This window comes from Methanofastidiosum sp. (assembly GCA_020854815.1).
GTDB lineage: Archaea > Methanobacteriota_B > Thermococci > Methanofastidiosales > Methanofastidiosaceae > Methanofastidiosum.
Window position 1 is genome coordinate 14,805 of sequence record JAHKLW010000035.1, and the last position, 16,424, is coordinate 31,228.

Consider the following 16,424-nt stretch of genomic DNA (forward strand, 5'->3'; position numbering starts at 1 on the left):
CTGGAGTTATATTAAGATAATATAAAAAATTATCCTATAAAACTCCCTTTTCTCTAAGTATTTTAATAGAACCAACTACTTCTTCTAATCCTAAGTTGAGACTATTAGCAATATCTTGGGGGGAATAGGATTCTTTTAATATGACCTCAATAAGAACTTTTTTCTCTATTTCTCTAAGATTAAGTTCTTCTATAGCTCTCAGTATATTCTCTTTCACTTCAGAGATGGATCTTTCTAAGAAAGCCTTTGCATTATCAATTTCAACTAATTCATTTTTGAAATAATCAAGATTCTCTTTTAGTCTACCGATTATTCTAATCTCTGAATCAAATTTTATTTCTTCATAGAATGATTTGTATTCTGGATATCTTTCAAAAATTGACTCCAAATCAATTTCTTCAGTTTTAATGGAAGCATCAAAAATTCTTGGCGTAACAAAAATCTCCATTCTTATATTGTCTTTTATCTTGAAATATTTTCTTGGGCTTCCTCTTTTCTGTTTTAATATAAACAGATCTATAAGTCCTAGCTCTTGCATTATTCTAAGGTGCTCATTTATCGCTTTTTGACCAATTTCTAGTCTTTCAGATATCTCTGTTGTGTAACAAGGAGACGTAGCTAACATTTCAAGTATCATTCTCCTTGTATGATTTCCTAAAATGTCAAAGATTTCTTCAGTCGTCGCCATAAATTCACTATAACTTAACTATTAGTTAACTTATTTAAATGTTTCGCAATTATTCTATTAGTATTACTCAAATTTTATATAGGTAAATTTAATAGATACTTAGATGAATTTTATTCATGATTTCAATGACGACTGATTTTGACAGTTTTTATGCTGGTCAAATGAAAGGTCCTATTTACATAATTAATCCTGATGCCAAGATAGTCGATATTACCCACAAGATAAAAAGACAGTCTATATATGAAGCTGCATTTGTAATATCCACCACATATTCTTATTTCCCTAAGGGAACAGTACATTTAGTTGTAGTTGATCCTGGCGTAGGTAGTGAAAGAGAACTAATAGCATTGAATTATGATGCCCATATATTTGTTGGGCCAGATAATGGAGTTTTCTCTCTTTTAAAAGGCAAAGTTTTCAGAATTAATATTGAAAAACTTAAGCAAAAACTATCTAAATACAGATTGAATAATACTTCCGCCACTTTTCACGGAAGAGACATATTAGCTCCAGCCGCTGCATTTTTAGATATTGGTGATACGGATTTTCTGGAAATGAAAGATCAAATAATACGTCTTCCTTTTAAGAAGGAAATTAGCAAAAACAGTGCATTACTCTCTATTTTACATGTGGATTCATTTGGAAATATAATCCTAAATATACAAAAAGAGGACCTTAATATTAAAGAAATTGAGCTATCAAACATTAGAATTCCAATACTGACTCATTACGAAGAAGGAAAAAATCTGAGTTTAATTGCTTTATACTCTTCATCAGGGCATCTTGAAATATCAAAATATCTTGGAAATGCAAATTCCACCTTTAATCTAAAACCAGGTGATGTTGTAAAAATAATATTTAAAGAATAAGTAATGATATTAATACTGTCACAGTTCCTAGACCAATACAAAAATATGAAAAATTTAACTTTTTTGCAAACTCCAATAATAACTTAATTATTATAATTGATGTTATAAAAGCGCTAATTAATGCAGGAAAATTATTTGCTATAAAAGTGGTGTCTTTTGCTTCCAAAATAATTCCTCCAATAATAGCAGGTATTGACATTAAAAAGGATATTCTTAAAGCCTCTTCTTTATCAAAACTCCTCCCTAACAGAACTGCAAGCGTTGAACCAGACCTGGATATGCCCGGTATTATCGCTATACCTTGAGCTACTCCTGCAATTATCATATCCCATATATTTGAATCTTCAACTTTTTTAAAACCTGATTTTAATTTATATCTCAAAACAATTCCAGTTGCAATAAGAAATAGGCCTATAATAACATTTGCAATATCTATTTGAATGTCTTCAAAGACTGATTTCAATATAATGTATATTGGTACACCCAATATACCGGTGAGAATGGTTGATACTATCAAGAAATGTGATGTTTTATCAGTCTTGATGTTTTTTAAAATAGCTATTAAGTCATTTCTGAAATAAACTAATACTGCAAAAAGTGTCCCTAGGTGAAGAAAAAGGGACAAAGAAAAACTTTCAGAAGGTGTAATTTTTAAAAAATTCATAAGTATTAAAGACACATTACCTGAACTTGAAATAGGCAAAAATTCCAATAATCCTTGTATAGCCCCAATTATGAATAGCTCAATTAGATTCATCCTTTCCACTTTGAAATTTTTCGTATAAATGCTAAAATTGAGGCTTCAGAAAGCATACCTGAAATCTGCATATTATCTGATACCCAAAAGCACGGTATGGCACCAATTTTTCGCCTTAAAACTGCTTCCTGATTTTTAGCAACATCAATTAATTGATATGATAATTTACCATGGGATAGGTATGACAAGGCTATTGTATAATTAAGTGCTCTGTTGGAGTGTTTCTTATTTCTCTCAAGGAAGAGCATAACAGTTTCAGGATAAATTGTTGAAATTATTTCACTATTCTTCTTAATTGTTTCAATGCTGAAATTGGAATCTGTAATAAGTTTTTCTCCAAATATAAATGAAACACCACCTCTGTCACACTCTATTATACACTTTCCACAAAGAGAGCAATTGATATTTGTTAAAGGATATATGCCGTATCCTTCGTCCAATATTGGAATTTTTTTGAAAACTTCACATATTTTCTTACAACTCTGTGCATTACATCCAATACATTTTCTGTAATCTATTATTAAACTGACATTTTCAATTATATATTTTTCAGTTTTTATGGTATAGATTAATTCATCCTCTGAAAATGATTTATTATAGTATTTTCCGTTGATATAAACTGAAGGTAGATTCTCTTTGTAATACCATTCAGCTCTTTGATCTCTTGAATTTATATACTCAAAATTAATTTGATCAGATGCATCAATAATTGCAAGTAATACCGCTGGAACTTCATTACTATTATTGGCTATAGCTTTGATATCCATGGGAACATTAAGTTCTTTTAGATACTTTAGATGTTCTAGATGGAGCTCCGTCCTCTTTGGGATTCTAAACTTTTCAAAATGTTTTCTATCTAACTCTTCCTTTGGAATCGACTTAGGAACATCTTTGATTTTTTCCTCAATCTTTTCTTCTACAAAGGCTTCAGAAGCATTATAATCATCGGAGAGATTCCCTTCAGAATATTGCTTTAAAAGAACAGAAAGTGAAGTTTTTGGAGGTCTAATACCTATCTTCTTTACTTCCTCGTAAGGTAGATAAACTCTTTCTCCTTTCTTGAATCCCATATAAGTAGGCCTTTCAACAAGTGTTCCCTTTTCTCTATATTTGAATTCATCTAATACATCACTCTCTTCAGGTGGAATAGATTCTGATTCTAGCGATTTTTCCTTTTCTGGTATTCCTCCGGAAGTAGGGATTACAAGTTTTTTTTCTGATACTTTTGGTTTTTTCTTTTTAAACGGAGAAATAGCTACAAGACCAAATATGTCTAATCCAAAAGCCAGATGGCCTTTTGGACATTTATCAACGCAATCAGCACATCTTGTGCATCTTGTAGAGTTTTGGTCTTCCATGACATCTATATCTAGGGGGCATACATCTTTACAAATGTTACATCCATTACAATTATCGCCGTTGTGATATAATTTTAGAAGACTTATCTTGTTAGAAGGCCCGGCCAGTGCACCTATAGGGCATAGATATCTGCACCAGAATCTACTAATAACAAAGAACATAATTATTAAGAATATTAATATACCAATCCTTGCACCCAACCATATATTATATGAAAACCCGTTGGCTATCTGGTATGGAAAAGTGGCTTCTATTGTTCCTATTGGGCATAATTTACAGAATATTGTATCCACATACCTTATAGCAAGAACTAATGTAGTTACGAGAACTATAAATTTAGTTATTAGAGAAAAATCCTTTGATTTTTTCTTCACTGGAGTTTTTTGCCAAGGTTTTTTGTTATTCTTTTTAAAGAAATTTTTAACATAGTCTATTGCATCTTGGAAAAATCCAAAAGGACACACCCACCCACAAAATGCACTTCCAACAAAGACAAATACAGTACCCATTGCACCTAAAACGTATGTTGGAACTTGACCGTTCATAACAAAGTTTTGCAATAATCCAATTGGGCAACTTATTGTAGCCCATGGACATGCATAGCAATTGAAAACTGGAACTGTAAGGTGCTTTAAGAATATACCAAGAAAGCCAAGATTTATCAGGACTAATGAAGCAGTTTGTGAAAGAGTCCTTAAACGTTTTATCTTACCCATCAACTCACCATTTCAATTGCTTCTATTATTTTTGCCTGCAAATTATCTATACCCACTATCTTGTGAACAAAATTATTTCTTCTTAGAACAACGCCATCTTTGTTAAATAAAATGATCGTTGGAAGTTCTGATACCGCATAAGTATCAAAAAATTGACCTTGAGTTTCAAGTTTGATCTCTTCATAAGATATGTTGGGATTTTCAACAGTGAAATTAAGTATTATTGCCTTTGCGTCAGGACAAGTTGGACAATCGTTTGACGTAAAAACCCATATTTTAACAGGGTAATCGATTTTTTTTAATCTATTAATAGTATCATCAGTCAATGCATGGCTAACCGTGCTGCCTGTCAGACCAATACAGGATAGACAAATATAAGACCCAATTTGATTTGCTTGTTGATACTGGCGGCCTTCAATAGAAACTGGCCCAATATTCAGTCCATAAATTCCTGAAATGAGAAGTACAAACGCCATTATAAAGGCGATAATACTAACTACCTTCATCTTTATCACATCCTATTAACAATAGTGATATTTAAAAGTATTTGGGTATCAACCATTGTTGCTCATTTCTTTTTATCTAATGTAAAATCTAGTAACGAACTTATTCCATCAACAGTGATATTATTAAAAGGGATCTCATTTAATCTGTCTTTACCATCAAAGAAGATTATACTTGGAATTCTATCAACAACAAAGTAGTCAAATATTACTCCGTCATTTATTCTATCAAATTCGTAGATATCTATTTCTCCTTTGTATTTTTCCTTTATCTCGTTTAGAACCGGTTCTTTCTCGTGACATATTTCACAAAGTGAAGATTTGAAGTAAAGTAATATTAAATGATTTTCATCCTGTGATTTCCTAAATTCATTTAATTTACCTTCGATTATTCCAGTATTGTACTGATCAACAGCTTTTAATATTTGGTCTTTTGTTTTGCCTTCAGAAATCATAGTATTAATAGTTGCATCAACAATAGGCGTATATTGACAATCAGGGAAGTATTTTTTACAGTCTTTTAAATTAAAGAGAGTGCTACAAGGACAAATAGCTTCTTCTTCTATCTGTTCATAAAGAGTTTTTGTTGAAGTTACATTATCTCCATTAGCTTGATTATTATCGTTATTTGTATTATTATTAGTGTTCGGCTGAGAAGTACACCCAGCAAACAAGATTAATACAACTATACTAAAAATTAATATTTTTTTCATTTTTCATTCCTCCTATGAAGATACTACAAGATAATTGACAAATGTTTCTTCAGCCATCTGTCCTTCTCTGCTGAATTTTTCATTGAAGATTACTGTAGGAACAGCTGATATTTTATATTTGTTGCTGTATTCTTCAAATTCATTGGACATAATTGTTACTGTAGATACTTTATCTGAAACTAAAGAGTAGTAATAGGCTCCCCTTACCATATCTGGGCAAGAAGGACAAGTCGGGGTAACGAATATCTTTACTTCGACGTTGTTAGGTATGGTATCTAATTTTTTTGTAATTTCTTCGGAAACGACAGGCCTGTCCATAGAAGAGCTTATCATAACTTCGAGTAGTGGACTAAATTCTTTTCCCCCTGGAAATCCATAGTGCTTTATTCCATAATCTTCTTTTCCAATTACAACTATTGCAGGAACTAACTCAATATTATAATTTGTAGCCACATCCTTATTCTTATTTATATCGTAGACTTTAAGATTGATTTTATCCGAAAGTTGGTCAATCTCCCTTATTAGAGTTTCAGTTTTAGAGCAACTAAAACAACCAGTTTCTGAAGTAAATAATATGACATCTATTTGGCCACCCATATTAGATAAGATTTTCGTAATCTCAGTTTTGTCTGTTTCTGAAAGTACTTTGTCTGGATTAGATTCGTTACATCCAGCCATTAACAAAGTACTAATTATCATCAAACTAATAACAATAAACTTTATTCGTTTTTCCATAAAGTCACCTTTGATCTTTCCATGTCATCGAAAATACTTTTTATTGCAATTACACCTTCACTTGCTGCAGTCACAATTTGTTGAAATCCATTGGATCCTGAGGTCACATCACCTGCAGCATAAACTTTATCTACACTAGTTTTTTGAGATGAATCAACTTCAATGTATCCTTTCTGAGTAATCGCAATTCCAAGATCATTAGCACAACAACATTCGGGGATTGAACCAATCTCAACAAAAACACCGTCTACAGGAATATCTCTACCATCTTCTAGCTTTACTCCTTCCACAAACTCTTTACCTATTACTTCAATTACATTAGAATTGTACAAAACTTCAATCTTTGGGTTTGTTATAACTCTCTCAATCCAGACTAACTCTCCCCTTAATTTTTCTTTTCTGTAAATAACATAAACTTTTTTTGCCATAGATGAGAGCAATATTGCGGCCATATTCGCTGCATCACTTCCTCCAATAACAGCCACGGTCTTATCTCTGTAAAAAAAGGCATCGCAAGTTACACAGTAGCTTACACCTTTTCCATAAAACTGAGCTTCTCCAGGAACTCCCAATTTTCTTCTTTTAGTACCTGTGGCAATAAGAATGTATTTTGCTTTTACTTCTTCATCTGTTAATTTTATTGTGAATATGCCATTTTCGATGCTAGCAGAATGGACATATGTTTCTATTACTGGAATCTCAAAACTTTTGAGATGATCTTTAAATTTTTGCATCAATTCAAAACCGGATATTACTCCAAATCCAGGATAATTTTCTATAAGATGTGCAGTCTGTGCAGTACCCCCCAAGGAATTTGATATAACAACAGCATTCAATTTAAATCGTGCTGCATAAATACCAGCAGAAATTCCGGCGGGACCGCCTCCAAGTATAGCAACATCAAAAACGTCCATATAAATCTAGATTTGGAGATTCTTTTAAAACTATCTGTGATATATTATAAACATAAATAAACGTTATAAGATTAATTATTATAATTATATCATGATTAATGTTGATTTTCATATTCATTCAAGGTATTCCGGCGGAACCTCTAATAATATGGAAATTCCCATCATTGCAGAGCAATCAAAATTTAAAGGTTTAAACACAATAGGGTCAGGCGACTGTCTCAATAAAAACTGGCTTAATCATTTTGTTTCATCTGTCACTAAAATAGACGAAGGCACATTTGAGCATAAAAATGGTATAAGATTTATCCTGACTACTGAGGTTGAAGATCAAAGACGAGTTCATCATGTAATTATTTTTCCTTCTCTGTCTTCCGTAGAAGAGTTTCGCTATCTTATAAAAGATAAATCTCCAAATCTAGATACCGATGGCAGATGCAATATTAATTTGGCAGGTGATGAGCTCTTTGATATAATCAATAAAATAGATGGATTAATAGGGCCTTCTCATGCTTTTACTCCGTGGACTTCATTATACAAAGAATATGATACCCTCGAGGATTGCTATAAAACAAAAAATATTCCTTTTCTTGAACTTGGACTTTCTGCCGATACTCATATGGCAGACTGCATATCAGAATTGAAAGACGTTACATTCATGACCAATTCTGATGCTCATTCTCCATGGCCGCATAGAATAGGAAGAGAATTCAACAGATTGAAGGTGAAGGATAATACCTATGATGAAATAATCAACGCCATAAGAAGACGTGGCGGAAATCAATTTGTTCTGAACGTTGGCATAGATCCTGATTTAGGTAAATACCACCTTACTGCTTGCACTAGATGCTACAAAAAATACTCAATGGAAAAGGCAATTGAAATTAAAAATAGATGTACCTGTGGCGGCCTGATAAAAAAAGGAGTTGTAGAAAGAATAATGGAACTATGCGATCAAGAAGTTACTCATCCTCCCTACAGACCAAAATATGTCAAAACAATACCATTGGCTGAAATTTTAGTTCAGACATTTGGGCTTGCCTCTGTAAACTCTAAAAAAGTCCAAGATATGTGGAAATTATTAGTTCAATCATTCAAAAATGAAATCAATGTTCTTATTGTTACGCCTAGGGAAGAAATAGAAAAAGTTGCTGGAGAAAAAGTCGCACAGGCAATAATAGATTTTAGAGAAGGCAGAATTTACATTGAACCAGGCGGGGGGGGAATGTACGGCAAAGTACATCTGAACAAAAAGAATAATAATCAATCTAGTTTGGACGGATTCCTATAATTAATCATCAAAAAGAGTTTTGACGACCATTATAACTTTTTCTGTATCCCCAGAAAATCTTGCTAGAAAACCTTGTTTTAATTTCTTAATATCAAGGCGTACTCCAGAGGGCAGGCTAATATGTCTTAGATTATCTACTTCTTCTCTAGAGATAAAAATATCTCTAACAAAAGTTTCTTTATTATGATGTTGTTTTGCCCGTTCTAAGATTTTTTCTGTAACCAAAGTATCCCCAAATACAATTATTGATTTATTAATATATAAAATTAATCAATAAAAAAGTTTTTTATACACACTGAATTAATGCAGAAACTTATAAATAATCAAGACTAATAAAGAAAGGGATAAAAATGTCTAAAGTAAAAGTTAGTATAAACGGTAAAGAAATAGAGCTGAATCCTTTTGTTGAAGAATTCATAAATAATACTGTAAAAGGTATGATGTCTTCTTTAAGAGGTTATGAGAAAGGAAAAATAAAGATTGAAATAGAGGATTAAAATGGTATCTGTATTAATAGTTTATTATACAAAATCTGGGAATACCAAAGAAATGGCAAATATGTTGGCAACATACTTGAGAGACGAACAAATAGATGTTGAAGTAAGAGATGTCTTTGAAACAACTCCAGAGTATTTATTAGATTATGATGGAATCATCCTTGGCTCTCCGACTTATTACGGTGATATGGCCGCTGAAATGAAAGAACTAATAGATAAGAGCGTAAAATATCATGGCGAGTTATCAGGAAAGCTTGGCGGAGCATTTACTTCAAGTGCTTATATTGGAGGCGGTAATGAAACTACGCTTCTGTCAATTCTTAAAGCCATGATGATTCACGGGATGGTTGTTGTAGGAGTTCACAATGCCGACCATTATGGGCCAGTGGCAATAGGCGCACCCGATGAAAGAGCAGAAAAACAATGCAGAATTTTTGCTAGGAAATATGCGGACACTTTAAAAAGTCTTAAAGGCTTTGATATAGTTGATTGAATATGAATGTGCCAGATAATTATGGTGGACTTGAAGAGGATTTCTCAAACTATGAGAACTCATATTTCGTTGTATTGCCTGTACCCCTAGAAAAAACAGTTTCCTATAACGGTGGAACTTCTCTAGGGCCAAAAGCAATTATTAACGCCAGTCAAAATATGGAACTTTTTGATGAAGAATTTTTTGTTTCTGCCTGCACATTAGGCATTAATACAAAAAATGAAATTGACTGTAATCAAGAAATGGAAAAAATAATGTTAGACATTGAAGAAGAATCATTTAAGATATTAAATGATAACAAATTTCTTTGTGTTCTTGGAGGAGAGCACTCTATTTCCCAAGCTCCAGTTAAAGCCGCCAAGAGAATTTACAAAGATATCTCCGTCCTACAGTTTGATGCACATTTAGACCTTAGAGATGCTTACCTCGGGGATAAATACAGTCACGCTTCTGTAATGTCAAGAGTTGAAGAAGTCGCATCATCTGTTCAAGTTGGTATACGAAGTTTCTCAGAAGAAGAATATGATAAAATCAAAAATGGCAACTATAATATCTTCTATGCAAAGGACATACATGACAATAAAAGTTGGTTTAACAGGGCTATTGAGAATTTATCAGATAATGTCTACATTACTTTCGATATTGATGCATTTGATCCCTCAATTATTCCCGGAACGGGGACGCCTGAGCCTGGAGGTCTCGGGTGGTATAAAACATGTGACTTCTTAAAAGAAGTATTCTTCAACAGAAACGTTATCGGTGTAGACATCGTCGAAGTGGCACCTCAAGAATCATCTTCTGTTTCAGAATTTGTTGCAAGTAAACTTCTATACAAAATGATGACTTACAAGTACATAAAAATGAAGTAATAATTAGGCCTAAATTTAGAAATCATAGGTTGAATTTGGCAATAAAATGCAAAATCATATATTTAATTTATTATTTTATATTTATTTTCATATTATTTTTTGTAGTTTGCACTGAAAACAAACAAAAGATTTTTAAATCAGTTTTTAATCTCTTAAAACAACTACCCTATAGAGGTAAGAGAAATAATTTTGGAGGAAAATAAATGTTGAACTTAGAGTCTTTAATATCAATTCTTGAAGCTTGTAAAAAAAATAATATAGCAGAGTTGGTAGTGAGAAAGGATTCCGTTGAGATTAGAACTGTTGTTGCCGGTGGAAGTGCTGCTGTTCATGCTGCTCAGCCTCAAATTTCTATCCCTGCAATGACGTCTGCAGGAATAGTTGAAGAAACATCAGCACCTGAAGTAAAGGAAGCACCAAAGGCAGCTGCATCATCAAACATGATTGAATTAACTGCACCAACACCTGGAGTATCTTACGTATTTCCTGGAACTACAATTGATAAGAAGCCACTTCCAAAGGAAGGGGACATAGTAGAAGCAGGTCAAGTCGTAGCACTTGTCGAAGCTATGAAGATGTTTAATGAAGTAACAGCACCAAGAAAAGCAAGAATTGCAGAGATTAAGGTAACAAATGAAACTCTTGTCAAAGTTGGACAGGTACTAATGCTTCTCGAGCCTCTCTAAGCTGGGTACTCCCTAATAAGGTGATACTTATGGAAGATGTAAACTACCTAAGGGATATATTTCAAACACCCGGCAAAGTGTCAGGAATACCCCGTGACGATAGAATAGAGAGAGCAAAAAAAGGATGGGACAAAAAAGGAGAAGATACAGAAAAAAGGCTTGCAGAAGCAAAAAAATTTGTTAAATCAGGCACAAAAATTATTGACCCAGCCGATGCTGTAGCTCTTTTGGAAACTATCATTAAACCAGGAGACAGAGTTTCAATTGAAGGAGATAATCAGAAGCAGGCAAACTTTTTAGCAAAGGCTTTTGCAAAAGTAAGCCCTTCAAAAGTAAATAACATTCACATGGTGCAATCTGTTCTTGCTTTACCTGAACATTTAGATGTTTTTGAAAAAGGTATAGCCTCAAAAGTTGATTTTTGTTATTCAGGCCCTGTGGCAACAAGACTTGCAAACATGGTTATGAGTGGAAAGATAACAATCGGTGCAATTCACACATACATGGAATTGTTCGCTAGAACTTACCTTGACCTCACACCAAAAGTATGTCTACTTGCTGCAAATGCGGCAGACAAAGAAGGAAATCTTTATACAGGATTTAACACAGAAGAAACTGCCTCAATAGTTGAAGCTACAAAATTTAGAAAAGGTATTGTTGTAGTACAAGTCAATGAAATTGTTAACAAAGTACCTCGTGTAGATATACCCGGCGGTTGGGTTGACTTTATTATACCCACTGAGGATCCATATTATATCGAGCCTCTCTTTACAAGAGATCCAAGATTAATTACAGAATCCCAGATATTCATAGCTATGATGGCTTTAGTTGGTGTCTACGCTAAATATGAAGTTAAAACATTAAACCACGGTATAGGTTTTAACACCGCAGCAGTAGAACTTTTATTACCAACATTTGGAGAAGAGATGGGATTAAAAGGAAAGATTTGTACACACTGGGCATTAAACCCACATCCAACAATGATACCTGCCATAGAATCAGGATGGGCTGAAACCTTCATGCCTTTCGGCAGTGAAGTTGGAATGGAAAAATATATTATGGCAAGACCTGATATATTCCCAATTGGTCCTGACGGAACAATGAGGTCAAACAGAGTAATGTCACAGGCAGCTGGTCACTATGCTGTCGATGCATTCTTTGGCTCAACTCTTCAAATTGACCAATTTGGTAACAGCGCCGCTGCAACAGCTGGAAGAATACCAGGTTTTGGTGGGGCTCCCAATATGGCATGCAATGCACCAGGAAGAAGACATCCATCAAAAGGTTGGCTCTTGGCTTCAAAAGAAGACGGTATGAGAGAATCATTAATAGGGCCAATAAACAGAGGAAGAAAACTTGTAGTCCAAATGGTAGAAACATTTGGAGAAGGAATGGCTCCTGTATTCATCGAAAAATTAGACGCATTCAAGTTACAAGCCCAAGCTAAGTTTGAGATACCTCCTATAATGATTTACGGTGACGATATAACACACATAGTTACTGAAGAAGGAATTGCATACATTCACAAATGCAAATCATTAAAGGAAAGAATGGACGCAATAAAAGCAGTAGCAGGCTATACACCTCTAGGACTTGCAGCTGACGACGCTCAGACTAAAAAATTAAGAAAAGCCGGAGTTGTTGCACTTCCTGAAGATTTAGACCTATCATTTAATGATGCTAAAAGATCAAAACTTGCTGCAAAGAGCATGAGTGAACTTGTAGAATGGTCTGGGGGTTTGTACGAACCACCAGTCAGATTTAGAAATTGGTAAGGAGGATTAATATGTTTAAAAAAGTTCTTGTTGCAAATAGAGGAGAAATTGCTGTAAGAATAATCAGGGCATGTAAGGAAATGGGAATAAAAACAGTCGCTGTTTACTCTGACGCTGATGAAGATGCACTTCATGTTACACTCGCTGATGAAGCGGTTAATATTGGACCTGCTCCATCAATTAAGAGTTATTTGAACATGATGAATATTATTAACGCCGCAATTGTAACGGGCGCAGAAGGTATTCACCCAGGTTATGGATTTCTTGCAGAAAACTCTAGATTTTCTAAGCTTTGTAAAGCCAATGGAATCAAATTCATAGGTCCCAGTGCAGAATCAATTGACGCAATGGGAGACAAAGCAACAGCTAAAGATACCATGAAGAAAGGCGGTGTTCCAGTAACACCCGGGTCTGATGGAATTATAAAAACAATCGAGGAAGCCGATAAACTCGTAAAGAAGATCGGGATTCCTGTAATCTGCAAAGCCTCAGCGGGCGGCGGCGGAAAAGGTATGAGACTTGTCAAGTCAGAAAAAGAGCTAGAATCAGCTTTGAGATCTTGTCAAGCCGAAGCACAAGCAGCCTTTGGAAACCCAGATGTATATATAGAAAAATACATAGAACAGCCAAGACATGTTGAAATTCAGATTATTGCCGACCAGCATGGAAACGCAATATATCTTGGAGAAAGGGACTGCTCTATCCAGAGAAGACACCAGAAACTTGTCGAAGAAGGACCTTCACCTGCAGTATCTCCTGAGATCAGAAAGAAAATGGGAGAAGCTGCGGTAAAGGCAGCCATTGCTGCAAATTATGAGGGTGCCGGAACAGTAGAATTTTTGTTCAACGACAAAGAAAACGATTTCTACTTTATGGAGATGAACACAAGGGTCCAAGTAGAACACTGTGTAACTGAAATGATTTCAAATATAGACATAGTAAAGACCGGTATAAGAGTTGCAGCTGGAGAAAAATTACCATATGCCCAAAAAGATGTTGAACTTAGAGGTCATGCAATTGAATGCAGAATCAATGCAGAAGATCCAAATACATTCGTTCCATCACCTGGAGAGATTTCGAAACTCATATTGCCAGGAGGGCCTTTTGTTAGAGTAGACACAGCATGTTACCAAGGATACCATATTCCGCCATTTTATGACTCCCTTATAGCAAAATTGATTGTATGGGGAGAGGACAGAAACGAGGCAATTGACAGAATGTACAGAGCACTTGATGAATTTATTGTAGAAGGAATTAACACTACAATTCCATTCCACAAAAAAGTCATGAAAAATCAGATATTTAGGGGAGGAGTTTTCCACACAGACTTCATTGAAAAACACATGGACAAATCAAAAAATGGAGGGGAATAAATGGCATTAACTGAATTGAACTATGAATTTAAGCCTGAAACTCCTAAAACAATAAAGGACGAATGGTCACACATTGGTGTTGTTTCCAGTGGGGATCTTGAAGTCTTAATTGAGAAGGAAAATGCCCTAAAAGGAAAAATTAAAATCCATATTTTAACAACAGTCGTTGGATTCGATGACGTCTGGATGACAGTCGTTAAGAAATTCGTCGATAAAACGGGACTCTCAGGGGTCAAAGTTAGCATAAATGACAACGCAGCCACCCCCGCAGTAGTTATCAGAAGACTTCAGCAGGCAGTAGACAATGGAGGAGGTCTCCAATAAGGTGATTTTATGAAAATAAATTGGGAAGATCTTCAAGGTAAGAGCTTTTACCAGGCAACTGCTAGGGAAAGAGCTTACGGAATGGTAGATAAAGACACATTCAAAGAATTTCTAGGTCCAAGAGACAAAATGACAAGTCCACACTTATTGATTCTTGGAGAGGCAGTAGAATTTGACGATGGAATTACTGTAGGTGTTGGTAAGATAAAGAAACACCCAGTATTCGTAATATCTCAGGAAGGAAAGTTTGTAGGTGGGGCGCTTGGTGAAGTCAATGGAGCTAAGATGGCCTACACACTGAAACTAGCCCTTAAAACTTATGAAAAGATGAAAGAGAAATACGGTACAGTTCCTGACGACAGAAAACCACTATGTATAGTCTCTTTTGATTCTGGTGGAGTCAGACTTCACGAGGCAAATGCTGGACTGCTAATGCATTCTGAATCAATGGAAACTATTTGGGAGCTCCAAAATAAGGTCCCGTACATTGCAATTACAGGCAGTACAATAGGCGCATACGGCGCACAGGGATTTGTTTGTTTAAGTGCAGATGTTGTCATTGCTAACGACTTTGGAAGGATAGGACTTACTGGCCCTGAAGTTATACAGCAGGAAGTAGGCAAAGATGAATTTGACGCATCTGATAGAGCCCTTATATGGAGGACAATGGGTGCAAGGTCAAAATACATCCTAGGAGACGTTGACTACTTAATAAAGGATACAATTGGTACATTTAGGGACACAATTGCTAATATCGCCGATGAACCTATGAGCAAAATTTCAAAGACAAGAAAAGTTGGTTCGCCACAACTTGTTGAAGAAAATCTTGAGGTAGTAAAACTTGCCGCTGAAAAGAATATAACTGATTCAAAGGACCTCTGGGAAATTTATGGAAATGAAAACGTTGACCAGATACCAGAGATGCCACAGGAAAAGTTTCTTTCAGTTGTAAAAAGAAGGCCAAGGAGGATTTAAATGGTAACAACACTAATCGGAAAGACAGAAGAAGCCATCCAGATGATATTTGACAAAGACACCTTCCAGGAGAATGTTATTGGAACTACTCATCTTGATTCCGCGCTTGCACCTCCAGTTATGGTAGGCCAGGCAATGCTTGATGGAGAAATATGTACAGTACTTGCCAATAACTCAAGGAGGCCAAATCCAAGATTTAGAGTTGTTTACAGCGGAATCTTGGGAATGGAAGAAGCCTACAAGTTCTCTCAAGCAATGTACGCTACAATTGACGCTGACAAAGACAGACCAAAAGACAAGAAGAGACCAATTATCTTACTAATCGATACACCAGGAAACAGCCCAGGAAAGATCGAGGAAATAGTTGGAATGACTAAAGGTACTGCATCATACCAGTTCGCAATTGAAGATGCAAGATTGGCAGGGCATCCTGTAATTGGAATGATTATAGGAAGAGCTGTAAGTGGTGGATTCTTATGCCACGGACTTCTTTCAGACAGAATTCTTGCACTTCCAAAAGAATATGGAACAATTGTTCACGTCATGCCTACAACAAGTATAGCAGTTATTACAAAGATACCTCTAGAGAGACTAAACGAGCTTGTCAAGACAAATCCAGTATTTGCTTCAGGAGCCGAATTTTTCTATGACCTTGGTGGAATAGACGATATGGTAAAGAAGCCTGAAGATATGAGATCATCGATCATAAAGACAGTAAAGGAAGTAAGAGAACTTAGAAAGCAAGGTAAGGAAGATCAACTTGGAATTTGGCACAGAGGCGAAGTTGGCGCAGAACGAGGTGGCAGAAAGAAGAGAATGGAAGCCATCAAAAAGATGCAAGAAGAATACGAAAAACTACTACCTGAACTTTTATAATATTTCCTTTATTT

Annotated in this window: 19 protein-coding genes; 11 read left to right on the forward strand and 8 right to left on the reverse strand. The window is 35.0% G+C overall.

All coding sequences use genetic code 11. The annotated features are described in order from the left end of the window. Positions 1-34 precede the first annotated feature (34 nt). The gene (locus KO464_04640; protein ID MCC7572660.1) at positions 35-688 is read right to left on the reverse strand and encodes an ArsR family transcriptional regulator; all 654 of its coding nucleotides are present in this window, start codon (positions 686-688) and stop codon (positions 35-37) included. A 116-nt stretch (positions 689-804) separates the two neighbouring features. Here KO464_04640 and KO464_04645 point away from each other — a divergent pair, with 116 nt between their 5' ends. Further along, complete coding sequence (locus tag KO464_04645) at positions 805-1,557, forward strand: SAM-dependent chlorinase/fluorinase (GenBank protein ID MCC7572661.1); 753 nt, start codon at positions 805-807, stop codon at positions 1,555-1,557. Here KO464_04645 and KO464_04650 read toward each other — a convergent pair. From KO464_04650 to KO464_04675, 6 genes are read right to left on the reverse strand one after another with little or no spacing between them, the layout of a single operon-like run. Continuing rightward, a complete protein-coding gene (locus KO464_04650; GenBank protein MCC7572662.1) occupies positions 1,547-2,314 on the reverse strand; it encodes an undecaprenyl-diphosphate phosphatase in 768 nt (255 codons plus the stop codon). The genes KO464_04645 and KO464_04650 overlap by 11 nt on opposite strands. Next, positions 2,311-4,389, reverse strand: a complete 2,079-nt coding sequence (locus KO464_04655; GenBank protein MCC7572663.1) for a 4Fe-4S binding protein — start codon at positions 4,387-4,389, stop codon at positions 2,311-2,313. The genes KO464_04650 and KO464_04655 overlap by 4 nt, the downstream gene beginning before the upstream one ends. Then, the gene (locus KO464_04660; protein ID MCC7572664.1) at positions 4,389-4,904 is read right to left on the reverse strand and encodes a thioredoxin family protein; all 516 of its coding nucleotides are present in this window, start codon (positions 4,902-4,904) and stop codon (positions 4,389-4,391) included. Before KO464_04660 ends, KO464_04655 begins: the two co-directional genes overlap by 1 nt. 53 nt (positions 4,905-4,957) lie before the next feature. Further along, a complete protein-coding gene (locus KO464_04665; GenBank protein MCC7572665.1) occupies positions 4,958-5,605 on the reverse strand; it encodes a thioredoxin family protein in 648 nt (215 codons plus the stop codon). A gap of 12 nt (positions 5,606-5,617) precedes the next feature. After that, positions 5,618-6,340 (reverse strand): thioredoxin family protein, encoded by a 723-nt coding sequence (locus KO464_04670; GenBank protein ID MCC7572666.1) that lies wholly within the window; start codon positions 6,338-6,340, stop codon positions 5,618-5,620. Then, a complete protein-coding gene (locus KO464_04675; protein ID MCC7572667.1) occupies positions 6,325-7,254 on the reverse strand; it encodes an FAD-dependent oxidoreductase in 930 nt (309 codons plus the stop codon). Before KO464_04675 ends, KO464_04670 begins: the two co-directional genes overlap by 16 nt. Positions 7,255-7,345: 91 nt before the next feature. On the opposite strand from KO464_04675, the gene KO464_04680 reads away from it, so the two are divergent. Next, entirely contained in the window at positions 7,346-8,542 is a 1,197-nt protein-coding gene (locus tag KO464_04680; GenBank protein MCC7572668.1) for a TIGR00375 family protein, read from the forward strand. On the opposite strand, the gene KO464_04685 is transcribed toward KO464_04680, so the two are convergent. Beyond that, positions 8,543-8,767, reverse strand: a complete 225-nt coding sequence (locus KO464_04685) for a hypothetical protein (protein MCC7572669.1) — start codon at positions 8,765-8,767, stop codon at positions 8,543-8,545. Positions 8,768-8,892: 125 nt separating this feature from the next. Between KO464_04685 and KO464_04690 the strand changes: the two genes are divergently transcribed. From KO464_04690 to mdcE, 9 genes are all read left to right on the forward strand, one after another. Further along, complete coding sequence (locus KO464_04690) at positions 8,893-9,039, forward strand: hypothetical protein (protein MCC7572670.1); 147 nt, start codon at positions 8,893-8,895, stop codon at positions 9,037-9,039. Position 9,040: 1 nt separating this feature from the next. Next, positions 9,041-9,532, forward strand: a complete 492-nt coding sequence (locus KO464_04695) for an NAD(P)H-dependent oxidoreductase (GenBank protein MCC7572671.1) — start codon at positions 9,041-9,043, stop codon at positions 9,530-9,532. Positions 9,533-9,534: 2 nt separating this feature from the next. Further along, the gene (gene speB, locus KO464_04700) at positions 9,535-10,401 is read left to right on the forward strand and encodes an agmatinase (protein MCC7572672.1); all 867 of its coding nucleotides are present in this window, start codon (positions 9,535-9,537) and stop codon (positions 10,399-10,401) included. Positions 10,402-10,604: 203 nt separating this feature from the next. Beyond that, positions 10,605-11,087 carry a hypothetical protein gene (locus KO464_04705; GenBank protein MCC7572673.1) on the forward strand — a complete coding sequence of 161 codons (483 nt, stop codon included), beginning with the start codon at positions 10,605-10,607 and terminating at the stop codon, positions 11,085-11,087. 29 nt (positions 11,088-11,116) lie between these two features. Then, complete coding sequence (gene mdcA / locus KO464_04710) at positions 11,117-12,862, forward strand: malonate decarboxylase subunit alpha (protein MCC7572674.1); 1,746 nt, start codon at positions 11,117-11,119, stop codon at positions 12,860-12,862. Positions 12,863-12,873: 11 nt separating this feature from the next. Beyond that, entirely contained in the window at positions 12,874-14,235 is a 1,362-nt protein-coding gene (gene accC, locus KO464_04715; protein MCC7572675.1) for an acetyl-CoA carboxylase biotin carboxylase subunit, read from the forward strand. After that, positions 14,236-14,559, forward strand: coding sequence for a malonate decarboxylase acyl carrier protein (mdcC, locus tag KO464_04720; GenBank protein MCC7572676.1), 324 nt, complete (start codon positions 14,236-14,238; stop codon positions 14,557-14,559). It begins immediately after the preceding gene. A gap of 9 nt (positions 14,560-14,568) precedes the next feature. After that, positions 14,569-15,534: a biotin-independent malonate decarboxylase subunit beta gene (locus KO464_04725; GenBank protein ID MCC7572677.1), complete on the forward strand. Its 966-nt coding sequence runs from the start codon at positions 14,569-14,571 to the stop codon at positions 15,532-15,534. Further along, a complete protein-coding gene (gene mdcE, locus KO464_04730) occupies positions 15,535-16,410 on the forward strand; it encodes a biotin-independent malonate decarboxylase subunit gamma (GenBank protein MCC7572678.1) in 876 nt (291 codons plus the stop codon). It abuts the gene before it with no gap. Positions 16,411-16,424: the final 14 nt, after the last annotated feature.

Bases quoted from the DNA above. Each gene is read 5' to 3' on its own strand.
- KO464_04675 (MCC7572667.1), bottom strand. From the start codon at position 7,254: ATGGACGTTTTTGATGTTGCTATACTTGGAGGCGGTCCCGCCGGAATT.
- KO464_04670 (MCC7572666.1), bottom strand. From the start codon at position 6,340: ATGGAAAAACGAATAAAGTTTATTGTTATTAGTTTGATGATAATTAGT.
- accC (MCC7572675.1), top strand. From the start codon at position 12,874: ATGTTTAAAAAAGTTCTTGTTGCAAATAGAGGAGAAATTGCTGTAAGA.
- KO464_04705 (MCC7572673.1), top strand. From the start codon at position 10,605: ATGTTGAACTTAGAGTCTTTAATATCAATTCTTGAAGCTTGTAAAAAA.
- KO464_04645 (MCC7572661.1), top strand. From the start codon at position 805: ATGATTTCAATGACGACTGATTTTGACAGTTTTTATGCTGGTCAAATG.
- mdcE (MCC7572678.1), top strand. From the start codon at position 15,535: ATGGTAACAACACTAATCGGAAAGACAGAAGAAGCCATCCAGATGATA.
- KO464_04640 (MCC7572660.1), bottom strand. From the start codon at position 688: ATGGCGACGACTGAAGAAATCTTTGACATTTTAGGAAATCATACAAGG.
- KO464_04650 (MCC7572662.1), bottom strand. From the start codon at position 2,314: ATGAATCTAATTGAGCTATTCATAATTGGGGCTATACAAGGATTATTG.
- KO464_04725 (MCC7572677.1), top strand. From the start codon at position 14,569: ATGAAAATAAATTGGGAAGATCTTCAAGGTAAGAGCTTTTACCAGGCA.
- KO464_04665 (MCC7572665.1), bottom strand. From the start codon at position 5,605: ATGAAAAAAATATTAATTTTTAGTATAGTTGTATTAATCTTGTTTGCT.
- KO464_04690 (MCC7572670.1), top strand. From the start codon at position 8,893: ATGTCTAAAGTAAAAGTTAGTATAAACGGTAAAGAAATAGAGCTGAAT.
- mdcC (MCC7572676.1), top strand. From the start codon at position 14,236: ATGGCATTAACTGAATTGAACTATGAATTTAAGCCTGAAACTCCTAAA.
- KO464_04695 (MCC7572671.1), top strand. From the start codon at position 9,041: ATGGTATCTGTATTAATAGTTTATTATACAAAATCTGGGAATACCAAA.
- KO464_04655 (MCC7572663.1), bottom strand. From the start codon at position 4,389: ATGGGTAAGATAAAACGTTTAAGGACTCTTTCACAAACTGCTTCATTA.
- mdcA (MCC7572674.1), top strand. From the start codon at position 11,117: ATGGAAGATGTAAACTACCTAAGGGATATATTTCAAACACCCGGCAAA.
- speB (MCC7572672.1), top strand. From the start codon at position 9,535: ATGAATGTGCCAGATAATTATGGTGGACTTGAAGAGGATTTCTCAAAC.
- KO464_04680 (MCC7572668.1), top strand. From the start codon at position 7,346: ATGATTAATGTTGATTTTCATATTCATTCAAGGTATTCCGGCGGAACC.